16 protein-coding genes and 2 pseudogenes are annotated in these 23,328 nt (G+C 68.5%); 4 read left to right on the top strand and 14 right to left on the bottom strand.

Features of this window, described 5'->3' with window-relative positions:
- Positions 1-41: 41 nt before the first annotated feature.
- Together OG266_RS44365 and OG266_RS44360 are read right to left on the bottom strand one after the other, a co-directional pair.
- Positions 42-1,028, bottom strand: coding sequence for an aldo/keto reductase (locus OG266_RS44365; protein ID WP_371552572.1), 987 nt, complete (start codon positions 1,026-1,028; stop codon positions 42-44).
- 72 nt (positions 1,029-1,100) lie between these two features.
- Positions 1,101-1,772: an NUDIX domain-containing protein gene (locus OG266_RS44360; RefSeq protein WP_371552571.1), complete on the bottom strand. Its 672-nt coding sequence runs from the start codon at positions 1,770-1,772 to the stop codon at positions 1,101-1,103.
- A gap of 107 nt (positions 1,773-1,879) precedes the next feature.
- On the opposite strand from OG266_RS44360, the gene OG266_RS44355 reads away from it, so the two are divergent.
- Positions 1,880-2,248 carry a hypothetical protein gene (locus OG266_RS44355; protein WP_266470709.1) on the top strand — a complete coding sequence of 123 codons (369 nt, stop codon included), beginning with the start codon at positions 1,880-1,882 and terminating at the stop codon, positions 2,246-2,248.
- 3 nt (positions 2,249-2,251) lie between these two features.
- Here the strand turns inward: OG266_RS44355 and OG266_RS44350 are convergent, their stop codons facing one another.
- The 4 genes and pseudogenes from OG266_RS44350 to OG266_RS44335 form a co-directional block, all read right to left on the bottom strand.
- The gene (locus OG266_RS44350) at positions 2,252-2,962 is read right to left on the bottom strand and encodes a fibronectin type III domain-containing protein (RefSeq protein WP_371552569.1); all 711 of its coding nucleotides are present in this window, start codon (positions 2,960-2,962) and stop codon (positions 2,252-2,254) included.
- A gap of 10 nt (positions 2,963-2,972) precedes the next feature.
- Positions 2,973-3,575 carry a hypothetical protein gene (locus OG266_RS44345; RefSeq protein ID WP_371552568.1) on the bottom strand — a complete coding sequence of 201 codons (603 nt, stop codon included), beginning with the start codon at positions 3,573-3,575 and terminating at the stop codon, positions 2,973-2,975.
- 147 nt (positions 3,576-3,722) lie between these two features.
- Positions 3,723-5,611: pseudogene (locus OG266_RS44340) on the bottom strand (discoidin domain-containing protein).
- Between the two features lie 157 nt (positions 5,612-5,768).
- Positions 5,769-6,764 carry a LacI family DNA-binding transcriptional regulator gene (locus OG266_RS44335; RefSeq protein WP_266470699.1) on the bottom strand — a complete coding sequence of 332 codons (996 nt, stop codon included), beginning with the start codon at positions 6,762-6,764 and terminating at the stop codon, positions 5,769-5,771.
- A gap of 285 nt (positions 6,765-7,049) precedes the next feature.
- On the opposite strand from OG266_RS44335, the gene OG266_RS44330 reads away from it, so the two are divergent.
- Positions 7,050-7,604: a DinB family protein gene (locus OG266_RS44330; protein WP_371552566.1), complete on the top strand. Its 555-nt coding sequence runs from the start codon at positions 7,050-7,052 to the stop codon at positions 7,602-7,604.
- A 52-nt stretch (positions 7,605-7,656) separates the two neighbouring features.
- On the opposite strand, the gene OG266_RS44325 is transcribed toward OG266_RS44330, so the two are convergent.
- Positions 7,657-8,529 (bottom strand): universal stress protein, encoded by an 873-nt coding sequence (locus OG266_RS44325; RefSeq protein ID WP_329549630.1) that lies wholly within the window; start codon positions 8,527-8,529, stop codon positions 7,657-7,659.
- A 443-nt stretch (positions 8,530-8,972) separates the two neighbouring features.
- Between OG266_RS44325 and OG266_RS44320 the strand changes: the two genes are divergently transcribed.
- Positions 8,973-10,769, top strand: a complete 1,797-nt coding sequence (locus tag OG266_RS44320) for a coagulation factor 5/8 type domain-containing protein (protein ID WP_371552565.1) — start codon at positions 8,973-8,975, stop codon at positions 10,767-10,769.
- A 25-nt stretch (positions 10,770-10,794) separates the two neighbouring features.
- Here OG266_RS44320 and OG266_RS44315 read toward each other — a convergent pair whose 3' ends face one another.
- The 7 genes and pseudogenes from OG266_RS44315 to OG266_RS44285 form a co-directional block, all read right to left on the bottom strand.
- Positions 10,795-12,084, bottom strand: a complete 1,290-nt coding sequence (locus OG266_RS44315; protein ID WP_371552564.1) for an SGNH/GDSL hydrolase family protein — start codon at positions 12,082-12,084, stop codon at positions 10,795-10,797.
- Positions 12,081-14,476: pseudogene (locus OG266_RS44310) on the bottom strand (glycoside hydrolase N-terminal domain-containing protein). The gene OG266_RS44315 and the pseudogene OG266_RS44310 overlap by 4 nt, the downstream one beginning before the upstream one ends.
- Positions 14,477-14,671: 195 nt before the next feature.
- Positions 14,672-16,510 (bottom strand): carbohydrate-binding protein, encoded by a 1,839-nt coding sequence (locus tag OG266_RS44305; protein WP_371552563.1) that lies wholly within the window; start codon positions 16,508-16,510, stop codon positions 14,672-14,674.
- Positions 16,511-16,588: 78 nt separating this feature from the next.
- Entirely contained in the window at positions 16,589-17,515 is a 927-nt protein-coding gene (locus tag OG266_RS44300) for a carbohydrate ABC transporter permease (RefSeq protein WP_371552562.1), read from the bottom strand.
- Entirely contained in the window at positions 17,512-18,444 is a 933-nt protein-coding gene (locus OG266_RS44295) for a carbohydrate ABC transporter permease (protein ID WP_266470676.1), read from the bottom strand. Before OG266_RS44295 ends, OG266_RS44300 begins: the two co-directional genes overlap by 4 nt.
- Before the next feature lie 26 nt (positions 18,445-18,470).
- Positions 18,471-19,784 carry an ABC transporter substrate-binding protein gene (locus OG266_RS44290; RefSeq protein WP_266470673.1) on the bottom strand — a complete coding sequence of 438 codons (1,314 nt, stop codon included), beginning with the start codon at positions 19,782-19,784 and terminating at the stop codon, positions 18,471-18,473.
- Positions 19,785-19,850: 66 nt separating this feature from the next.
- A complete protein-coding gene (locus tag OG266_RS44285; protein ID WP_371552560.1) occupies positions 19,851-21,029 on the bottom strand; it encodes an ROK family protein in 1,179 nt (392 codons plus the stop codon).
- Positions 21,030-21,212: 183 nt separating this feature from the next.
- Between OG266_RS44285 and OG266_RS44280 the strand changes: the two genes are divergently transcribed.
- Positions 21,213-23,321 carry an alpha-galactosidase gene (locus tag OG266_RS44280; protein WP_371552558.1) on the top strand — a complete coding sequence of 703 codons (2,109 nt, stop codon included), beginning with the start codon at positions 21,213-21,215 and terminating at the stop codon, positions 23,319-23,321.
- The last annotated feature ends 7 nt before the right edge of the window (positions 23,322-23,328 follow it).

The following is a 23,328-nucleotide window of genomic DNA, read 5'->3' as shown; positions in this document are numbered from 1 at the left end:
CCGGGACCCGCTGCCCATCAGCCGGCCGCGGATTCCGTCCGTCAGTGGGCCGCGTCCAGGCGGGCCCGCTGGTCCGCCGTCAGTTCCAGCTCCACCGCGCCCAGGTTCTCCTCCAGCTGTGCCACTGAGGACGCCCCCGCCAGCGGGATGACCGGCAGGGGTCCGCCGATCTGCCAGGCCAGCACCACTTGGTTCACACTCGCTCGGGTCTCCCGTGCGACGTCCCGGAGCGCGGCGAGCCGGACCGGCGTTCCCGGGTGGTCGTAGTCGGCGGGCAGCGGCTTGTCCTGCCGTACGTATGCGCCGGTCAGCAGGGGTGAGTACGCGACCAGCGTGAGGCCGGGCTCGGCCCGCAAGTAGCCGAGCAGTTCGGCGCCCGCTCCGCCGAGGCTGCCGTCCGGGAAGAGCCCGGAGGGTACGTCGGTACGCGGTCGCAGGTGGCTGTGGTGATACTGCAGAACCTCGTAACCGGGCAGGCCCGCCGCCACGGCGAGGGAACGGGCCCGTTCCACCCGCCAGATGGCGTGATTGCTGACCCCGAGCAGCCCGACGCTTCCCTCCGCGACGAGCTCGCCGAACCCCTCCACGGTCTCCCGCGGGTCGACGGTCCGGTCCTCGATGTGCGCGTACAGCAGGTCGATCTTGTCGACGCCGAGGCGTTCCCGGCTGCGCTCGGCCGCCTCGCGGATCACCTTCGCCGACAGGCCCTCCGGGTTGTCGATGTATCCGGTGCCGGGGGCCAGCGGCCGGGCGCCCAGCTTGGTCGCGATGACGATCTCGTCGCCGATGCCGCGGCTGCGGCGCCAGCGACCGAGCAGGGTCTCGCTCTGGCCGCCCTGGCTGTCGTCGGTCCAGAACGCGTAGTTGTCGGACGTGTCGATGAAGTTCCCACCGGCCTCGACATAGCGGTCCAGCACGGCGAAGGAGGTCTTCTCGTCCGTCAGTGAGCCGAACAGCATCGCGCCGAGCGCGAGCACGCTCACCTCACGGCGGGTCTTCGGGTCGGTGCCGATCGTGCGGTACTTCATGGTGTCGCCTCCCGTTCGGGCCCGGAACCCCGGGGCCTGAACGGGAGTCTGGAACTTGAAGAGCACTCCAAGTCAAGGGCGGGTTTCGCTGAACGGGCCCTCCAGAACCGCCCATTGCAACAGCATGATGGTCTTCGCGTCGGCGATCTCGCCGGTGCGGATCATCTCCAGGGCCCGCCGGAAGGGCAGTTCGACGATCTCGATGTCCTCACCCTCCTCGTCCAGCCCCCCGCCCTCGTGCGTACGGGTCGAGGGACCGTAGGAGGCGGCGTAGAAGCTGACCCGCTCGGTGACCGAGCCCGGGCTCATATAGACGTCGAAGACGTGGTGGACCTCGCCGACCGTGTGCCCGGTCTCCTCGATGACCTCGCGCCGTACGGCGACCTCGGGATGTTCGTCGTCCTCGTCGAGCAGTCCGCCCGGTGTCTCGACCAGCATCCCGTCGGGGTGTCCGTTGACGTACACGGGGTAGCGGAACTGCCTGGTCAGCAGCACGGTTCCGCGCTCGGTGTCGTAGAGCAGGAGGGTGGCGCCGTTGCCGCGGTCGTGCGTTTCGCGTTCCTGGGTGCTCCAGGTGCCGTCGGCGTGCTGGAAGTCGAAGGTCGTGGTGCGCTCCACGTACCAGTGGCTGGACAGGAGTGTCACGTCCCGGACCTTGATCCGCGGGTTGCCGGTCAGATCGCGGCCGACCCGGTCGAGTCCGGTGCGGCCCCGGCGGTCCGGAGTGTCGACGCCGCTGGTCATCGGGCGTGCTCCGGGCAGGAGCTGGAGAGATTGTTCACGCCCACTGTCTATCATCACGACCCGAACACCGAGGCCACAGTCGGGCATCACCCGTCTAGGCTCACGGCATGGAACAGACGGAGATCATCCTGCGAGCCATCGGCGTCCTCACCGAGACCAACGCCATGGTCCGCAGGATCGCCCAATCCGATGACGACGCTGCTGATGACGCCGAGGTCGAGTCGACCGAAACCCAGCTCGGCGCGCTCGTGACGGAGGTTTTCCCCAGGGTCGAAGTACCCTCCGACGCAGGACCCGCCGAGGCCGGCCAGGCCGTCGCGGACGCCTACCTGCCCGCCACCATCTCGCTCGTGGGCGCCTTCGCCTTCCTCTTCTCCGAACTCGCCGACCTCCACGACTCCGGACGCACCGACGTCAAGACGGCCGACCTGCTCCAGGATCTCGCCCTGCGCATGTCCAGGGCCGACAACGCGTAGGAGTCATTCACCCGTGGTCAGGCGGACCACGTTCGACAACTCTCCGTACGTGAAGGCCCGTACGCGGTAGGACGCTTGTTTCTCCTCGGGCAGGGTGATCAGTCCCGTGGAGTTGACATCGGGATCGAGGACCACGAGGGGCTCGTATTCCGAGCTTCCCCGTCTGCGGGCCTCCAGCAGGAATCCCGCTTCGTCGGACGCGCAGTCCGTCCAGGTGAAGAGGATGCCGTTCGCATGCTTGACCACGGCGTTGAAATCGGAGGGAGCGCCCGCACCGGATTTCCCGAGGGGCCGGCCCGGGACGACGCGTCCCGGGTCCTTGCGGGCGGGGAGCCAGTCATGGCTGGACTCCTCGTCCGCTTGTGTCAGTTCGCCCTCCGGCAGCGAGACGGTCAGCGGGGCCGAGACCGGGCCGTGGAAGGGTCGGAGTCGGTAGAAGAAGGTCGTGTTCGGGATCAGATCGGGGTGCCGGTAGGTCGTCGTGCTCGGCGGCAGGTATTGGAGAACGGTGTACGGGCCCGACCTCTCGGTCGCGAACTCCAGCGCCTGGCCGGATACTCCCGAGTCGTCCCCCTGCCAGTTCAGATCGATGTCCGTGGGTGAGGTGAGGCGGGCTCGCAGTTCGCCGCTCTCGTCCGCCGTCTGTGGCGCGGGGCAGGCCGACAGCGCCAGGAGAAGCACTGTCGGCGCTGCGACGCGTACGGGTATCCGCATACGGTGCCTGCTACTTGCGCCAGAACTGGACGTTGCTCCATACGACGGTCGCCGGTCCGGCGCCGCTGGCGGTGCGGTAGGCGCCGAACTTGTCGTAGAAGCTTCCGGACGGGCTCGCATAGGTGTGCTGGAGCGAGCCGTTGATGTAGGTGCGGTGCGAAGTCCCCACCTGGTGAACCGTGTTGACGCGGACCGTCGCCCCGACCGTGCCCGCGCTGGAGAGCGTGGTGCCGCCGTGGACCGCGTAGAGCCTGCCACCGCGCTCGACCGCGAGCATGAAGTACGGGCCCGCCGCCGACTCGTTGAACGTCTGCTTGAGGCTGATCCGGGTGCCGCTGAGGCTGGCCACCCTGAAGTAGCCCTCGAACTGCCGTGTGCCGCCGGTGTACGTGGCGTACCGCCGCTCGGCCCGCTGGTCTCCGCTTGCGGTGGAGCAGGTGAGCGTGAACGTCAGGCCGGAGACCGTGCCGCAACCCCGCTCCTGCACCGTGTACGTGGGCGAGACGGATGTCCAGCCGCCGGGTTCCACTTCGGCGAATGCGGTCGGCGCGGCCAGTAGCGATGAGGCGCACACCGCGCCGGCCACACCGAGTGTTCGAAGACGTGTGAGCATCCGGGCTCCTCGAGTGGGGGGTGCTGACGTTCAGGTGAGTGAACTTCAGCCCTGTCTTTGAACGGTTGACTGGAAGGTAGGACTGGACCAACCGTTCGTCAAGAGGCCCGGCGCGCACCCGTCTTCACCGCCTTGCGGCGGTCCGGGTCACCTCTTCTGCTCGACGCGCACCCAGTCGATCTCGGCCTGCACTCCCCCGGCCGCGACCTTGTCGACGCTCGACTGCGGCAGACCCCAGTACGGCGTGGTGACCTGGTTCCAGCCCGCCGGATAGGCGCCGCCGAGGGCGAGGTTGAGGATGACGTACTGGTTGTGGTTGAAGACCCACTGGCCGCGGGTCGACTCCAGCTTGTTGCGCGTCGTCTCCTGAACGAGCACGTCGTCGACGTAGAAGCGCATGCCCGTCGGGGTCCACTCCACCGCGTAGTTGTGCCACGCGTCCACGCGGCCTCCGGCGGGGAAGACCTGGCGGGCGCCGATGTTGCCGTCCGCCGAGTAGCCCGGGCCGTGCAGGGCGGTGCTGGTCCAGTCCGCGTAGCCGACGTTCTCCATGATGTCGGTCTCTCCGGACGCGGGCCACGACACGGACGGATCGTCGACGTTGCTGCCGAGCAGCCAGAAGGCGGGCCAGAAGCCGTCGCCGACCGGCAGCTTGATACGGGCGCTGACCTTCCCGTAGGTGAAGTCGAACTTGGTGTTGGTGTCGACGCGGCCGGAGGTGAAGTCGTAGGTTCCGGCCGGGGTCGGGGTGCAGTCGTTGCAGTACTTGGACTTCAGCAGGAGGCTGCCGTTCTGGGTGGCGATGTTGTTGGTGGAGTCGACGTAGGCCTGCGACTCCCCGTTGACCGGGCCCATCTCGTAGCCGGTTCGCACGACCCGCCATTTGGAGCGGTCCAGGCTCGCCCCTGTGAAGTCGTCGAAGAACGTCGTCTGGTAGGTCCCCGACTGCTCCCCGGGCAGGGCGGGGTACGCGGCGGCGGCGCTGCCGCCCGTGCCCCAGACCTGGAACTCGTAGAGCGAGTAGCCAAATTGGGCGGTCGCGGGCGCCGGGTTGTAGAAGGAGCGGCGCTCCTTGCCGAGCATCCGCACATACCGTCCGGTCGTGGGCGTCGGCAGCGTGACCGTGTCGTGGCGGCCCACCGCGTCCGCCGGGGACTTCACGTCGGCGCGGCGGGCGGCGACCTCCGAGGCGGAGGGCTGGTAGACGGTGCGCCAATTCACGTTGTCGTCGGAGACCTGGAGCTGGTAGTCGACCGCGTAGGCCGCCTCCCAGTACAGGTCGACGGTGTTGATGGTCGAGGTGGCGCCCAGGTCGACGGAGACCCAGCGGTTGGCGTTCCAGTCGCTGGACCAGCGGGTCTGGTCGGCCTTGAGGTCGGCGGGCCAGCCGCCGTCGGTGACGAAGGCGGGTGAATTGCCCGCGTGCTGGTAGAGGTTGGAGTAGGCGGGGTGGTTGAGGGCGAGGTTCGTACGGGTCGTGGAGGCCGGGGCGGGTTCGCCGCCGTAGACCTTGAAGGCGAACAGCGAGTACCCGTAGGGCGTGGCGCGCTCGACGCCGCGCAGCCGCACATAGCGGCCCGTGACTTCCTGCGGGTAGGTGTGCGCGGTGACCGATCCTCCGGTGCCGGCGGTCTCGGTGTAGAAGGGCGTCCAGTCGGTGCCGTTCTTGGACGCCTCAAGGACGTATCTCTTGCCGTAGGCGGCCTCCCAGTCGAGGACGACCCGGTCGATGCGGAGGGTGGAGCCGAGGTCGACGCGGATCCACGCGTCGTCCGCGAACTGGCTCGACCAGCGGCGGCGCCGTTGCCGTCGAAGGCGAGGCCCGGGGCGGTGCCGGCGTTCTCGCTTCCCGAGGCGGTGACCGCGGCGGGGTTCGCGGTGTAGGCGGCAGCGGCCTGGTCGGCGTCCCAGGCCGCGACGGCCGCGACGGAGGTTTCGGCCGCCGGGCCGGCGAAGGCCTGTCCTGCCGCCAGCAGCGACAGGGTGGACAGGGTGGCTAGAGCGGTCATGAGCGTGCGTGGGGTACGGGATGGCATGCGGCTCTCCTAAGGGAGTTGGGGGTGCCAGTGCTCCGTGCGGGTGTGCGTGGTTCGCCGAAGTCGGCTTCCTGCGGTGCCGGAAGCTCGGACGTCGACGTGCTCTGGTGCTGCCGGTGGTCTCCGCCCGGCAGTGCGTGGGGTGCTCGGCGGCGGGCTAGGCCGCCGGCGCCGACCGGCGCGTGATCATTTCCGTCGGCAGGACGACGGGAGCGGTCGAGATCTCCTCGCCCGCGAGGCGCGTGAGGAGCATGCGTGCGGCCGTCTCCCCCATCTCCCGCATGGGCTGACGGACCGTGCTCAGTGACGGCTCGGTGTGCGGGGCCATCGGGATGTCGTCGAAGCCGATCACGGCGACGTCCTCCGGCACGCGGATCCCGGCGTCCCGCAGGGCGCCCATCACGCCCACCGCAGCGAGGTCGTTGTGCGCGAAGACCGCATCGAACTCCCGTCCCTCGGCGAGCAGTCGGCGCACGGTCGCGCGGCCGTCGGTCTCGGTGAAGTCGCCCTCGACGACCAGGTCGAGCGCGATGCCGCGCTCGGCGAAGGTGGCGCGGAACCCGGCGAGCCGGTCGCGTACGCAGCCGAACCGTGCGGGCCCGGTGAGCACCATCGGCTTGCGCCGGCCATCGGCCAGGAGGTGGCGGGCCGCCGAGGCCCCGCCTTCGAAGTTGGTGGCTGTGACGGACGGGAACTCCGGGTGGTGTCCCCGGTCGTCGATGAGGACGACGGGCAGGCCCTCGCGATGCAGCGCCGTCAGCATGTCGAGAGTGTTCTCCGGTTCCACCACGAGCAGCCCGTCGAACGCGCGCGCCGACACCTGGCTGGTGAAGCGCGCCACGGACTCGGTGCCCCGGTTGCAGGTGAACAGCAGCAGGCCGAAGTCGGCCGCCTCCACGGTGTCGACGACGCCCTGCAGCACCTCGCCCATCCACGGCCAGGTCAGCGAGGGCACCAGCATGCCCACGGTCCGGCTGTTGCCCCGGGCAAGACCGACCGCGCCCGAGCTGGGCACGTAGCCCATGCGGTCGATGACCTCGCGGACCCGGGCTGCCGTCGACGCGTCGACCTCACCCCGGGTGTTCAGCACCCGGGACACGGTCGTCTTGCTCACGCCGGCCGCGTGAGCCACATCGGCGATGGTCACAGCCATGACTTGCCTCCCGGAACACGGGGATCGCGCCTTCGCGCCCAGGACCGGTACCGGTTCCGGAACCGGTTCCGGCGCTGGGCGGCGAGTCAACCGGACTGACATGTTGCCGTCAATAGTTCACGCCGAAACTGCCGTGGTTCGAGCCCAACACAGCCATTGCCTACGGGACTTGAACGCGGTCGGAGGCCGCCGGGCACCGGGCAGGACAGTCCGCCGGGGACCGAAACACCCCTGGTCGAAGCGCCCCTCGACGAGTTCCACCGCCCGGCGCCGATAATCGTGCGCATGACCGGACCACAGCGAAGAGCCGACTTCTTCACCGCGCCGCACCAGGAGCGCCGCCACCTCAACGCCCGTACCACCGGCGACGAACGCGGCATGCTGGTCTCCGTGCTGGCGGCCCAGCGCGCGACGCTGGAACTCAAGTGCGCGGGCCTGGGTGCGGAGTTGGCGCGGCGGTCCGTGGAGCCCTCGACGCTTTCACTCCTCGGACTCGTCCGGCACCTCGCCGATGTGGAACGCCGCTGGTTCCGGAAGGTGCTGGCCGGGCAGGACGCGTCGCCCCGGTTCTCCACCGAGGCCGAACCCGACGAGGACTTCGACGGCGCGATGCCCGATCCCGCGCTCGTCACCGCGGCCTGGGAGGCCTGGCGCACCGACGTGGCATTCGCCGAACGCTTCGTCACCGAAGCGCCCGGCCTGGACATCGAGGGCCACGACTCCTGGCTCGGGGCGGTGTCACTGCGCTGGGTGCTGATCCACATGATCGAGGAGTACGCCCGCCACAACGGCCACGCCGACCTGCTCCGCGAACGCATCGACGGAGCGGTCGGCCTGTGAGCCGCGGCCGGCACTCAGGTGTTACCGCCCTGAGGCCGCCTCCCGCAGTTGCTCAGGAGTGCGGGACAACCGCCACGGGGCACGGCGCGTGGTGCATCACCGCGTGGGCCACCGATCCGATCCGTGATCCCACGGCCGAGCGTTCGGCGCGGCGCTGGACGACCATCAGCTGGGCCCGCGCGGCCAGCGAGAGCAAGACCTGTCCTGCGCTGCCCATCTCGACGTACTCGGTGACGGGCACCTCGGGAAACTGCTCTCGCCAGGGCTGCACCGCCTCGGTGAGAGCCTTCTTCTCGAAGGGTTCCATTCCCCCGGCCTCGTCGAGCAGCTTCAACGAGCCGGGGCTGTAGGTGAACAGCGGCGGCAGGCTCCACGCACGTACGACGCGCACCGAGGCGCCGCGGGCCGCCGCCGTCTCGAAGGCGAACCGAAGGCCGGCGGCACTGTCGTCCGGACCGCCTTGCTGACCTACGACGATCTCGCGGCCCGCCGCCTCGGACGCGGCGTTGTCATCGGCACGCACCAGCACGACGGGGCGGGCGGCCTCGGCGATCACCTGCTGTCCGACGGAGCCGATCAGGAAACCGACGATCGCTCCGTGCCCGCGTGAACCGAGGACCAGTGTCTCGGCGTCCGAAGCCGCGGCGACCAGCGAGTCGACGGCGCCGCCTTCCAGGACCTCGGCCGAAACGGACAGGTCCGCGTGCCGTTCGGTGACGGTGCGGGCGGCGGCCTCCACCAACTCCTGTGCCCACCGCGCCTGTTCCTCGCGGTCCGGCCCGCCTGCCAGTAGGTGCGGTTGCCCGTGCCAGGCGTACACCACCCGCAGGGGCAGTCCTCGCCGGACGGCTTCCCTGCCCGCCCACGCCGCAGCGGCCCCGCCCTCGTCCGATCCGTCCACGCCCACGGTGATCGGGTGCGTCATTCGTCCGCCTCTCTGTCGCCGGCTCACATGTCCTGCCGGCATGGCTGTAGCCGTCGGCCTCCCGAGTGACATCCTCCAGCGTGGGAGCCTGCCTACTCTTCCCCGCACCTTAACGGCGTGGCGTTCCGGCGCCGTAGAGCGCTCTCGGGACAGGGCTTGCGGGGCGCCCTGGTGCGAGCGCGCCGGAGGGTCGCGGGGCGGACAGCGCTTACCTTTCGCGCACCTCTTGAACGCGGCAGACGCTCCGCAGCAGGGGTCGACAGGTCCCATACATGAATGAACTACCGCACAACGATGCCCAGTTGACTGTTCACTCCGCAACAACATCCGGGATCCCGGTCACAACTCTTGACGCCTGGTTCACGCGGATGAAGCATGCATCGGCAAGAGAGCGCTCCCCGCACCTTCCATCGTTCACTTCCTGAACCAGGAGAGTTGCCCCCATGCCCTCTGCCTTCACAGACCCCTCGGACTCCGGCCCCTCCACACCGGCTCGCCGGTCCGTTCTCGGAGCGATGGCCGCCGCGGCTGCCGCACCCGCCCTGATCGGCCTGTCCACGCCGGCATCCGCCGCACCCGTCAAGCCACTGGCCCTGCCCGGCGGCGGTGACCTCGGCCCGAACGTCATCGTCTTCGACCCCTCGACCCCGGGCATCCAGGCCAGACTGGACCAGGTGTTCGCGCAGCAGGAGTCGGCCCAGTTCGGCACGGGCCGCTACCAGTTCCTCTTCAAGCCGGGCACCTACAACGGGCTCAACGCCCAACTCGGCTTCTACACCTCGATCTCGGGCCTCGGCCTGTCCCCGGACGACACGTCGATCAACGGCGACATCACCGTCGACGCGGGCTGGTTCGGCGGCAACGCCACGCAGAACTTCTGGCGTTCGGCGGAGAACCTCGCGATCACTCCCGTCAACGGCACGAACCGGTGGGCCGTCGCACAGGCCGCCCCCTTCCGGCGGATGCACGTCAGGGGCGGCCTCAACCTCTCCCCCAACGGCTACGGCTGGGCCAGCGGCGGCTACATCGCCGACAGCCGCGTCGACGGCACGGTCGGTCCGTACTCGCAGCAGCAGTGGTACACCCGCGACAGCTTTGTGGGCGGCTGGCTCAACGCCGTCTGGAACATGGTGTTCTCGGGCGTCGAGGGCGCCCCCGCGCAGACCTTCCCGAACCCGCCGTACACCACGCTGAACACCACGCCGATCTCCCGCGAGAAGCCGTTCCTCTACCTCAACGGCACGGAGTACCGCGTCTTCCTGCCGGAGAAGCGGGTCAACTCGCGCGGCACCACCTGGGGCAGCGGCACGCCGCGAGGTACGTCACTGGCGTTGACGCAGTTCTACGTGGCCAAGCCCGGTGTCACCGCCGCCACCCTCAACGAGGCGCTCACCCAAGGCCTCCATCTGCTGCTGACGCCGGGGATCTACCACCTCGACCAGCCGATCCAGGTCAACCGTGCCAACACCGTGGTGCTCGGCCTCGGTTACGCCACCCTGATCCCGGACAACGGCGTCACCGCGGTCAAGGTGGCCGATGTCGACGGCGTCCGCCTCGCGGGCTTCCTCATCGACGCCGGTCCCGTCAACTCCGCCACCCTGCTGGAGGTCGGGCCCACCGGCGCTTCGGCGAACCACTCCGTCAACCCGACCACCGTGCAGGACGTCTTCATCCGCATCGGCGGCGCGGGCGCCGGCAAGGCCACCACCAGCATGGTGGTCAACAGCCGCAACACGATCATCGACCACACCTGGGTCTGGCGCGCCGACCACGGCGCGGGAGTCGGCTGGGAGACCAACCGGGCCGACTACGGCGTCCGCGTCAACGGCAACGACGTACTGGCCACCGGGTTGTTCGTCGAGCACTTCAACAAGTACGACGTCCAGTGGTACGGCCAGGGCGGGCGCACGATCTTCTTCCAGAACGAGAAGGCGTACGACGCGCCGAACCAGGCCGCCATCCAGAACGGCGCGATCAAGGGGTACGCGGCCTACAAGGTCGCCGACACCGTGACCACGCACGAGGCCTGGGGCATGGGCAGCTACTGCTACTACAACGTCGATCCGACGATCCTCCAGCACCACGGATTCGCGACACCGGTCAACGCAAACGTGAAGTTCCACAACATCATGGTCATCTCACTGGGCGGCCAGGGGCAGTACGAGCGCGTCATCAACGACACGGGATCGCCCACCTCGGGCAACACCACCGTTCCGTCGGTGGTGGTCAACTTCCCCTGACCGCACCGCTGTCCGGAGCCTGGCCTCAGCAGGAGGTCAGGCTCCCGATGTCGACCGCGTCGGCCATCGCTCCCATCCCCACATCATTGGGGTGCAGGTGATCGCCGTTGTCGAAGAACGGCGAGATCCTTTCGTGGTCGTAGGGGCTGCGCAGGATCTTGTCGAAGTCGGTGACAGCGTCCAACTCCCCGCTGTTCCGCACGAATTCATTGATCTCCAGGCGTACGGACTCGGCCGCCGTGTCCCATTCGTACCAGCCCTTGAACGGGGCGATGGTCGAGCCGACGACGCACTTGCCCGCCGCGTGGGCCTGATCGATGATCTTCCGGTAGCCGTCGATCATGTCCTGGGCCGTGACTCCCGAGTGCGCCTTGATGTCGTTGACGCCCTCGAAGAGGAAGACGGTGCGCACACCCGGATGGGAGAGCACATCGCGTTGCAGACGGTTCAGCGCGCTCTGCCCTGCGCCGTCCGCGAGCACCTTGTTCCCGGAGATCCCTTCGTTGGCGACGCCCTTGACGGGGGTGTCCGCCGCCTGGAGCCGACGGGAGAGGTAGTCGGGCCAGCGCCGGTTCAGGTCGGTGCTGGACTGCCAGCCGTCGGTGATGGAGTCGCCGAGGGTCACCACCGAGCCGATGGACGTGGAGGTCTCCACATTGACGGCGTCCAGCCAGTACCAGGACCCCATCGGATCGGTCCAGGCGCCCGCGCCCTCCTCGGCGGCGTGGTCGCCCGCGGTCGCGTAGCTGGTCTGCATGGCCATGCCGTGACCGGTCGTCGGTCCCTGGGCGCCCGTCACGTACAGGCTGACGACCAGGTTGCTCTGGGCGGCCAGCTTCCCGGGCAGCGGGTCGCTGAGCACGGTCTCGCCGGCCGGGACGATAACGGACGCGGCCCCGCCGAAGGACAGTTGCCGGTTGGAGCCGCGGACCAGCTCCGCACCCTGCTTCTGCAGCCCCGCGTAGGCGCTCGCGAAGGTCACCGGGTTCTCGCCGAAGGCGTTGGACAGCCGGATCTGCATGTTCGTGCCGCCGACACTGGTGCGCACGATCAACCGGTAACTGCGGTCGGCGGGACCGGCGCTCTGCCGGTCGGCGCTGGCGCCCCAGGTGACCACCGAGTGCCTGCCCTTCGCGGCGGCCGGAGCCGCCGCCGCGGACGCAGGGGCCTGCGACACCGGCTGCGACTTCTGTGCCACCGCCTCTGCCTGCACCTGGGCCTGTGCCACCGAGGAGACGGTCAGGGGCCCGCAGGCCGCCATGATCAGCGCAGCTACGACGCCCACCGTGCGGCGCCGGTACGAGGCGGCACTCATCCGAGGTTCCGCAGTGTGACGGACTCACCGGACTTGAGGCTGATCTTCCGCGAGGCGCCGCCCGCGACGAGGGTCGTGGTGCGGCCGCCGACGCTCTTCAGCGTCAACTGGGTGACCTTGCCGTTCTTCCAGCGGAGGTCCGCCACGAAGCCGCCGCGGACGCCCACGCCGGACACCGAGCCGGATGCCGCCCAGGCGGCGGGCAGCGCGGGCAGCAGCTCGACGTGTCCGGGCCGCGAGTACAGCAGCATCTCGATGATCGCCGCGGGGGTACCGCAGTTCGCTTCGATCTGGAAGATGCCGCGGCCCGTCTCGACCTCGTAGATGTCGAAGAGGTTCATCGCGCTGCCGTTGGTTCCGTTGACCGACGGCTTCAGGTTGTTGACGACGAGCCGGTACGCCTTCTCCGCGTCCTTCAGCCGCGCCCAGCACAGGGCGCGCCAGGCCTGGGCCCAGCCGAAGCTGGTCATGCCGCGCGCGGTGAGGAGCGCCGTCGCGCCGTCCAGGATCTCCTTCGGCGTCGATTCGTCCGGACGGATCCGGTCTCCGGGGAACAGGTTGATGAGCGGCGAGAGGTGCCGGTGCGTGGTCTCACCCAGGTTGTCGGGCGACATCCACTCCTCCAGCCAGCCGCTCGTGGGGCTGACCACGGGCAGGTAGAGGCGCTCGCGCAGACCGTCGATGGTCTTCCGGTACGCGCCGTCCTTGCCGAGCAGCTCGGAAGCGGTGTGGAAGTTTCCGAAGAGGCCCCACACCAGTTCCTGCGCGTAGGTCATGCCCTTGGCGTCCTGCGGGCCGTGCTCGGGCGACCAGTCCTTGTCGTCGATCAGGACCTCGCGCTTTTCGCCGGAGGCGTCGGTGACGGTCGTGGTGACGAGGCGGGCCTCCCAGAACTCCACGGCGCCCTTGATCAGGGGGTAGATCTTCTTGAGGTAGGCGCGGTCCTGGGTGTACTCGTAGTGCTCGAACAGGCTCTGGCAGAGCCAGGCGTTGCCCGCCGGGTGCCACCACCAGCCGCTTCCGCCGTAGGGGTTGGTGGAGAACGCCACGGCCCAGCCGGCGAGCTTGCCGCTGGAGTTGCGGAATCTGTTGGTGGGGTCGTTGAACTGCCGCTGGGTGACGTCCGTCCACGAGGGCAGCTGCGAGACGCAGTAGTCCGTGTAGGCGTCGAAGCAGTCGGACACGCCCACCCGGTCGGCCATCCAGTAGTTCATCTGGATGTTGACGTCGGTGTGGTAGTCGCCCATCCAGTCCGGGTCGTTGCCGTCAAGCCACGGGCCCTGGAGGCCCATGGGCAGGCTGCCCCGCGATCCGGAGATCATCAGATAGCGGCCGAACTGCAGGTAGGCGGCCTCGAGTTCCGGATCGGGAACGTCGTCCCGGTAGCGCGCCTGCAACCGCTCCCAGGTGTCCAGCTCGCGCTGCGCGGCGGACGACGTGCCGAGGTTGATGTCCAGCTGCTCGAACTCGGGACGGAAGTCGGCGACGTGGGTATGCAGCAGGGTGCTCGCCGAGTTGCCGGCCGCGTCGAGGACCTTGGTCCTGGCCAGGCGCTCAGGCACCACGGACGGATTGCGGAACCCCGCCTCGCCGTCGGGCGCGTAGTTGGTGCCACCGCTGACGACGACGGTGAGGGTCTTGCAGCCGCTGAAGCTGATCGACGTACCGTCGACCTTGACCCTGCCCGTGCTGCTGTAGGCGGTGACGGCGGCGCCGTACTTGAGGCCGTTGGCGAGGGTGGCTCCGAACGACGCATAGCGCCCGGAGCTGTTGGCCGTGGTGGACTCGCCGTGGGTGCCGGCGAGGGAGACGGTGCCGGTGTAGGTGCCGCCGCCCTGCTGGGAGAAGTACAGGACGATGACGTCGTCGGGGAGGCTGGCGAAGATCTGCCGCGAATAGCTCACACCGGAGATGTCGTACGAGGCGCCGACCAGGCCCTGGGCCATGTCTAGGGTGCGGCGGTAGTTGTTGACGTTGCCCAGGTCGTGGTCGGGGATGGCGACCGTGAGCTTGGCCAGCAGCGTCAGGGATCCGAAGTCCTCGCGGCCGTAGGGGAACTGGCCGTCACTGTCCAGCTTGTCGTTGAGATGGCCGGTCCACATGGTGGCGTCGGTGATCATCAGAAGTTCGCTGGAGGGGTCGTTGCTCGCGAGGACCCCGAGGCGCCCGTTCCCGACCGGCAGTCCCTGCTCGATCATCGAGTTGGGGAGCCGGGAGCCCCCCACCACAGCTGGTTCTTCGCGGCGTCGGCCGCGGCCAGCATGGGCGACTCGGTGGGGCGCAGCGGGGCCGCCGAAGCGGTGAAGGCGGGCAGAACGCCGAGTGCGGTGCCCGCGCCGGCAGCGGCGGCGAGGGTCAGGAAGCCTCTGCGGCTTGGGGGTTGTCGCGTGATTCGGTGCGCTTGATGTCCACGGGGCACTCCATATCCAGGGAACGGCTCGTGCGAGAACGGCTCAGGCAGGAACGGCTGGTGGGGGGGACGGCCGCTGCGGAAACGGCGAGTGGGGAATCACCGCAGGCGGCCGTCGGCGTGAGGCCGGTCCCCGTGGGGCCCGGGTTCAGGTCACCGGGCCCCACGGGAAGCAGGTCAGACGGTCTGCGGAACGACGATCTTGTCGATGTCGGGGGCGTATCCGCTGCCGCTGTCGAAGGTGATGGTGTTGGTGCCCGCCTTCAGTGCCAGCTGGACGCTGACGGTCTCGGCGGTGCTCCAGTCACCCGTGGAGGGGAACTTCTGGCTGGTGCCGTTGCCGCTGTTGGAGAAGACGTTCACCGAGCGGGCGTCGCCGCTGACATAGGCGACCTTGACGGTGTAGATCCCGTCCTTCTTCACCGTGACGTTGTTGAACTGCAGCTTGCCGCCGGTGTAGAGGTTGCCGACCTTCTTGCCGCCCGAGCAGGCGTCGCATCCGGCCACGGAGGCGTTGCCCGACAGGGTGTTGGCCGCGTCCTCGGCCTCGTAGCTCGTGGTCGCCAGCGTGCCGCCGGCCGGCTTGATGGTGAAGAGCCGCGAGCCGTGGGCGGGCAGCGCCGCGGTGATCTTGTTCTTGTAGGTGCCGAGGTTCGACTTGTTCCACAGGTCGCGCACGGAGGCGTTGCCGGTGAATCCGAAGGAAGCCCAGTTGGCGGTGACGGAGGCGGGCGAGTCGCCGAGGTTGAACAGGGCGACGGTGTAGCTGCCGTCGGCGTTCTTGGTGCCCCAGACCTGCTCGTTGTTGACCGTGGTGACGGGCCGCGCGATGGGCGAGGCGCTCTGGTCGACGGCGATGACTTCCTTGTTGGTGAGCAGGGAGACGCCGTAGCTGTCCAGCTTGGTGAGGTCGTCACCGGTGTAGAGGGGCGACTTGCTGATGGCCCACAGGGTCATGTAGCTCTGCCGCTCGGCCTTGGTGAGGCCGTCCATCTCACCGTTGCCGACGTCGAGGGCATCGAGGTCGTTCCAGCCGCCCGGGCCCCCCTTGTTGCTCCACGCGGGGGCGTCGTCCCACCGGTTGTCGACCGAGTTCTCCCAGGTGACAAGGGTGTTGCAGTAGCACTCGATGTCGGTGTCGATGCGCCAGCCGTTGGAGTACTTCTTCCAGTCGGCGGCGTAGTTGATGTCGAGCGACCAGGAGAGCTCGAGGTGGATCGGGCGCCCTGCGGTGGCGATGGCCTTCTGCCAGGCGGCGACGTCGGCGACGTTGTTGTAGTTGTCACCGGACTTGAACGAGCCCGGGCCCACGCCGTCGATCTTCAGGAAGTCGTAGCCCCAGTCGGCGAACAACTGCGCCTGGGAGTCGATGTACTTCTGCGCGCACGGCTTCGAGAAGTCGATCTTGTACGCGCTGTCCCAGCCGTTGGTGGTGCGCAGGTCGCCGTAGACGATGTCGGCCGTGGTGCAGTTCTCGGCGTTCCAGATCGGCGTCTTGCCGTCGTTGTAGGCGCCCTTCTCCAGACCGACGGGCAGGTAGATGCCGGCCTTGAGGCCCAGGGAGTGGATGTGGTCGGCGACCGACTTCATGCCGCTGGGGAACCGGACCGGGTCGGGCGTCTGTCGGCCGTACTGGTCGAACCCGGACTTCCAGTTCTTGTCCATCCACCAGCCGGCGTCGATGTTGACGTACTCGTAGCCGTAGTTCTTCAACTTGGAGGCGAGGGCGTCCGCCTGCTTCAGGACGTTCGCCTCGGTGAGGTAGCTGTAGTCGCCGTCCGGGTTGAGGCCCGGGTACTTCGAGGACTGCATGCTCCAGCTCGACCAGCCCATGTAGGGCTTGGCGGCCACCTCGGCGGCGGTGGCGGCGGGAGTCGCGGTGGGCGTGTCCGCCTGAGCCGCCGGGACGGCTGTGGCGACGCCCGCGGTGAGGGCGATGACGAGCAGCGATCTTATGGCGCGGCGGCCGGAGCGCGAGGTGGCTCCGGGCATGGTGAAGAACGACGATGACCGCATGGGTCCGACCTCCAGGACGACGTTGTCAACGGGACGGTTGGGGGCACGGGGCGGCTCAAGCCCCTGCGTTCCGGCGGCTCAGCCCTTTCCGGAGCCGATGGTGAGTCCGCTGATGAACTGGCGCTGAAGCGCGAAGTACACCAGCAGCGTGGGGATCGCGGTCATCAGCGCACCGGCCGCGATGAGGTTGGGATTGGTGAAGTACGCGCCCTGGAGGTTGGCCAGGGCCGAGGTGATGGGGCGCTTGTCGCCGGTCTCGATAAGGGCCAGCGGCCAGAAGAAGTCGTTGTAGATCCAGATCGATTCGAGCGTCGCGAGGGCCGCGAACGCCGGGCGGCACAGCGGCAGGATGATCTGGAAGAACTGCCGCCAGACCTGGGCGCCGTCCACCAGCGCCGCCTCGGAGATCTCCTTGGGGATCGTCTTCATGTAGTTGCTGAGGACGAAGGTGCAGAACCCGCACTGGTAGGCGATGTGGATGAAGATGATGCCCCAGATCGAGTTGTACATAAGCAGCGAGTCCGTCATCCAGTAGGGCAGCGGGATGAGGAGATACAGCTTGTACAGCGGGGTGATGAGGACCTGCGCCGGCAGCAGGTTGCCCGCGGTGAACAGCATCAGCAGGACGATGTTCCAGCGGAAGTCGAAGCGGGAGACGAAGAAGGCGACCGCCGCAGAGAACAGCAGGGTGCCCAGGACCGCGGGGACCGTGATGAGGACCGAGTTCCAGAAGAAGTGCGGCATCCCGGACTGTTCCCAGGCGTCCGTGAAGTTGCCGAGGCTCAGGCTGTGCGGCCAGGAGAGATAGCCGTTCTTCGCGGTGTCCGAGTACGGACGCAGCGAGGTGTAGATCGCCCACAGCAGCGGGATGAGCCAGAGCAGGGCGATGCCGCCCAGCAGCACATGGCGGCCGGCCTGGCTGCGGGGCTTCGAGGGGCCGTCCTGGGACTGGGATTCGCGCCGGGCCCGCAGTCGGGAGGCCGGACGCGGCACGGTCGTGGTCACTGGTCCTCCTTGCGGACGGTCTGGACGAGGAAGGTGCCGATGGCGGCAAGGGAGACCAGGAGCAGGATGACCGCGAGGGCGGACCCGTAACCGATGTGGCTGGACTCGCCGATGATGTTGTCGGTGATGAGGAGGGAGAGCAGTTCCATGCCGGGTTTGCTGCCGACGCCGCCACCGAGGACGTACACGATGTCGAAGGCCCGCAGGGACTCCATGACCGTGACGACCAGGATGATGATGTTGACCGGCTTCAGGGCCGGGAAGACCACCCGCAGGAAGGTCTGGCGGCCGTTGGCGCCGTCGAGCGCCGCTGCTTCCTTGAGCGCCGGGTCGAAGCCCTTCAGGCCGGCCAGATAAAGGATCATGATGTAGCCGGTGTGCCGCCAGGCCGAAGCGACGAGCACGGCCCACAGGTTGAGGTCGGGGTTGCCGAGCCAGTCGATGTGGTTGCCGTCTCCGGCGGCGTTCAGGATGCCGTTGAGGAGTCCCGTGTCCGGGTTGTAGATGATCTCCCAGATGAAGCCGACGACGGCCAGGGAGAGCACCATCGGCAGGAAGATCGCGGTCTGGTAGAACTTCGTGAAGCGGATTTTCCGGTCCAACTGGTAGGCGAGGAAGATGCCGAACGGCGTGGGCAGCAGTGCCGTGAACAGCAGCCAGATCACGTTGTGCTGCACCGCGGGCCAGAACGGCGGGTAGTTGGTGAAGATCTCCTTGTAGTTCTCCAGGCCGATCCACTGGATGTCGGCCAGTTCGATGCCGTCCCAGGTGGTGAAGGACAGCGCGAGCGAGGCCAGTGCGGGCAGCCAGACGAAGAAGAGCAGCGCGGCAAGGGGGATGCCGATGATGACGGTGAGGAAGATCCGGTCACCGCGGCCGAGACTGCGGGCGCGCTTGCGGATCGTACGGGGTGAGGGGAGGGAGGACACGGTGCGTGAGACCTTTCCGGTCCTGGTCAGGCCTTGAAGTAGCGCGAGCGCTGGGACTCGATCTTCTTCAGCGTTTCGGTGCCGTCGTCGGGGTGGCTCAGCCACTCGGTCAGGCCGGGGAGTACGACGGTGGAGATGAAGCCCGGGTCGCTGTCGCGGTCCGCGAACTGGCTGATGTTCTTGGCGGAGCCGATGAGTTCGGCGGACTTCTTCTGCAGTGCGTTGTACGCGCTGGTGGAGGTCTGGTCGTTGACGCCGAGGTTGCTCGGGTCGACACCCGCGTACAGCTCTTCGGCCTGCGCACCGCCGAGGAACTCCAGGAACTTCTTGGCGCCGTCCTCGTTCTTGGGGCTCTTGCTGAGCATGAAGCCGTCGGTGGGCGCCTCGACGGCGTCCTGCCCGTACGCGGAGTCGATCTCGGGGAAGGGGAAGAAGTCGAGGTCGCTGCGGACCGCCTCGTCGGTGATCTGCTGCCCGATGAACAGGCCGGTGACCGACATACCGGACTTCTTGTCGATCAGGGACTGTGCGGCGTCCTGCCAGGAGCGGCCGCCGCCGCTCGCCTGGTAGTAGGGGGTCAGTTCACGCCAGGTGTCGAGGATCGCGACGGCGCGCTTGTCGGTCCAGGACGTCTCGCCGCGCAGCAGGGACATGTGGAAGTCGTAGCCGTTGGCCCGCAGGTCGACGTAGTCGAAGGCGCCGAGGATGCTCCAGGTGTCGCCGCCGCCGTATCCGGAGGTGATCGGGGAGAGGCCGTCCGCCTTCATCTTCTTGGCGAGCGCGACGAACTCGCTCCACTTCTGCGGGACTTCGTAGCCGCGCTCCTCGAACACGCTCTTGAGGTAGAAGACGCCCCACGGGTAGTTGTACAGCGGCACGAAGTAGTACTTGCCGTCCTCGCCCTTGGAGAGCTGCTTGGCGGCGTCGCTGAAGCCGCCGCCTATCTTGTCCCACACGTCGTCGATCGGGGTGGCGAGGTTCTTCTTGGCGAAGTACTGCATGCGGTAGCCGGCGAACCAGGTGAAGACGTCGTCCGGGGTGCCCTGCAGATACGTGGTGATGCTCTTCTGGAAGGTGTCGTGGTCGACGGTGTTCGTCTTGACCGTCAGTCCGCTGTCCTTGGTGAAGGCGTCGGTGACGGTCTTGTAGGCCTTCTTCGGGGTGGCGTCGGCGCCGTTGGATCCGAAGGTGACCGTCTTCGGGTCGGCCGCCGGTCCCCCGCCGCACGCGGTCAGAACGGGCGCGGCCAGCGCGGCGGCCCCAAGTCCGAACAGTCCGCCGGTCACTCTGCGGCGGCTTGGCCCACGCGCAGCCAAGGGGTTGCGGCTCTGCTGCGTCATAGCTACTCCTCGTGCGTTTCAGTGCGTATCACTGCATTTGGGAACGGGTCTGGACGCGTCCGACGGTCAGTTCGTGTCGGCTCGGATGAAGGACTGGATCGCGGTGGCCGCGGCCCCGCGCGCCCACTCCTCGAAGGGCAGGGGGCGGGTCTGCAGGTCGCACCGCGCGGCCGATCCGAACGCGGCCGCGGCGAAGGCGTCGCGGATCTGCTCGGCGAACAGGTCGTACGCGGCAAGGCCTTCACCGGAGATGATCACGCGCTCGGGACCGAGCAGATTGGCCACGGTCGCGATGCCACGGCCGATCGCCTCTCCGGCCCGCGCGTACACCTCCCGCGCCCCGGGGTCACCGTCATGGGCGAGGTCCAGGGCCTCGGCGGCGTCGGCGACCTGGACGCCGGTCACCTCCCGGACCCTGCTGACGATCGCCGAGTCCGCGGCGATCGCCTCCACACAGCCCCGGTTGCCGCAGTGGCAGAGGGGGCCGGCCGGATCGATGGCGACGTGCCCGATCTCCCCGGCCACGCCGTACGCCCCGGACACGACCTGCCCGTGTACCACGAGGCCGCAGCCGATACCGGCGCCGACGGTCACCACGGCGAAGTCGGAGAGGCCCACTCCGGCGCCGAACCACTGCTCGGCGACGGTCAGCGCCCGGACGTCGTTGTCGACGGTGACCGGCAGCCCCGTCGTCATCCGGGCCAGTTCGGCGAGCGGCACGTCGCGCCACTCCAGGAAGGGTGAGTACCGCACCACTCCGGCGGCACGGTCCACATCGCCCGAGACCGCGATGCCCAGGCCCTGCACCTGGACCCCGAAGCCATCGGCCTCCGTCAGCAACTCCTGCACGAGGCCCGCGATCGAGGCCAGCACCGCCTTGGGATCATGCGTGGCGAGCGGCACATGCCGGGCGACCCTGATGCGGCAGCACAGGTCCGTGAGGACGGCGATGAGCTCGTCGCCCGTGATCTTCACTCCGATGAACAGCGCCCTGCCGCCGTCGACGAGGACCGGGTTGGCCGGCCGGCCGAGGGACGACTGCCGCGCCTCCTCGTCGACGTCCTCCTGGAGGTAACCGGCCTCGATCAGAGGCCGGACCGCCTTGGTGACCGCCGCCGCGGACAGCTGGGTTCGCCCCGCTATCTCCGACCGCGTGAGCGGGCCGTGGGAGAGCACGGTGGTGAAGATCTGGGAGACGGCCGGCGTGTGGGCCGGGAACGCCTCTGTTCGACTGGTCGAGCGCATGGCCGGAACCTAAGTCCCTTATTTTCTGCTGTCAATAAAATAAGCAGGATTAACTTGGGCACCTTCCCTGAAGGGCATGCCGCCTGCAAAAGGCAGATATGGGCGAGGTGTTGACACATGATCGAAGGTCGGGGTTGGCTTTCGACCATCTCGTGCACAACTGGAACGTGAGGACCCCTGTCGATGATCTCCTTCGCCCCGGACTCCGGGGTCTATCTGCTGGCCACACCGAACACGTCGTACGCGCTGAGAGTCGACGAGACCGGGACGCCCTGCCACCTCGCATGGGGCCCACGGCTTACGCTCGCGGAGGCAGAAGCGCTCGTCGTACCCGAGGCTCCGGCGGCCAGCAGCTTCGAGGGCATTTCCCCTTTCAGGGAGGAGCTTCCCGTCGACGGCGGGACGCGCTACGGGCCGCCGTCGCTCCAGGTCCGGTTCGCGGATGGATCACGCGCCTTCGAGTGGCAGCCCACCGGGCACCGCGTCACTGACGACAAGCTGGAACTGGGGTTCCGCGACCGCAACTACCCGCTGGATGTGACACTCCACTACCGTGTGCACGCCGACACGGACGTCATCGAGCGCTGGACCGTGGTCCGCAACGCCGGTGACGAGCCCGTCACCCTGCTGCGCACCGATTCCGCCGCGTGGGCGCTGCCGGCGCTGCGGGACTACCGCCTCAGCCACGTCACCGGCCAGTGGTGCGCCGAGAGTCAGCTGCGCCGGGAACAACTGCCGTACGGCGAGACCGTGTTGACCAGCCGTCGGGGTACCACCAGCCACCACGCCAACCCTTGGGTGATGCTCGACGCGGGCGAGGCCACGGAGGAGCACGGCCGGGTGTGGAGCGCCGCCCTTGCCTGGAGCGGGAGTTGGCGGATCACCACGCAGCGCACCCCCGACGGCCGGGCCGGATTCACCGGAGGCGTCGGCCACGACGGTACGAATGTGCCGCTCGCGCCGGGCGAGGAGTTCGCCACTCCCCCGTTCGCGGGTCTGTGCACCGACGGCGGCTTCGGCGCGGCCAGCCGAGCCTGGCACGCGTACACCATCGCGCATGTCCTGCCGCATCCGGACGAGGTCGCGCCGGTGCTGTACAACTCCTGGGAGGCGACGGGCTTCGACGTCGACGAGGTCAGCCAGAAGGCGCTCGCCGAACGGGCCGCGGAGCTCGGGGTCGAGCTGTACGTCGTCGACGACGGCTGGTTCGGAGCGCGCCGCAGCGACCGGGCGGGCCTCGGCGACTGGACGCCTTCACCGGACCGCTTCCCCAACGGGCTGACACCGCTGGTCGACTCGGTGCACCGGCTGGGGATGGGTTTCGGACTCTGGGTGGAACCCGAGATGGTCAACCCGGACAGTGATCTCTACCGCCAACACCCGGACTGGGTACTGCACTTCCCCGACCGCCCCCGCTCCGAGCTGCGCAACCAGCTGGTCCTCAACTTCGCCCGCCGCGATGTCGCGGACTGGGCGTACGACTGGCTGACCCGGCTCGTCGGCGACAACGGCATCGACTTCCTCAAGTGGGACATGAACCGGGCGTTCAGCGAGGCCGGCTGGCCCGGACAGCAGGACGGCGCCGACCGCCTCGGACCCCAGTACGTACGCAATCTGTACGGCGTCATCGACCGCCTCCGCGCCGACCATCCGGCGCTGCGGATCGAGTCGTGCAGCGGCGGTGGCGGCCGGGTCGACCTGGGCATCCTGTCCCGTACGGACCAGGCGTGGGCGTCGGACAACACCGACGCCGCCGACCGGATGGGGATCCAGCACGGCTACGGCCAGATCTATCCCGCGCGCACGATGGGCGCGTGGGTGACGGACGTGCCGAACCAGCTCACCGGCCGGACGGTTCCGCTGCGTTTCCGTTTCCATGTGGCGATGGCCGGCGCCCTGGGCATCGGGGGCGATCTCACCCACTGGTCCGAGGAGGAACTGCGCGAGGGCACCGCCCTGGTGGCCGAGTACAAGCAGGTGCGCCACCTCGTGCAGCACGGCAGGCTCGACCGTCTGTCGCCACCGGCCGAGGACGCCGTCTCGGTGGTTCAGTACACCGCCGCCGACGCCTCGGAAACCCTGCTCCTCGTCTATCGGCGCGTCTCGCGGCACGGCGCCCCGCAGATTCCGGTCAGGCTCCGCGGCCTGCACCCCGGGGGGCGCTATCGCGACGCGCGCACCGGTGCCGTGCACCACGCCGCCGTGCTCGGCGAGTACGGGCTGCACGTCGACCTGCCCTTGGGCGACTGGTCCAGCGCCGCGCTGCACCTGGTACGGGAGCCGGAGGCGTAGTTCACTC

Source organism: Streptomyces sp. NBC_00554, from assembly GCF_041431135.1.
GTDB lineage: Bacteria > Actinomycetota > Actinomycetes > Streptomycetales > Streptomycetaceae > Streptomyces.
The sequence above is the reverse complement of the archived record's forward strand: the minus strand, read 5'-3'. Positions and strand labels throughout refer to the sequence as shown.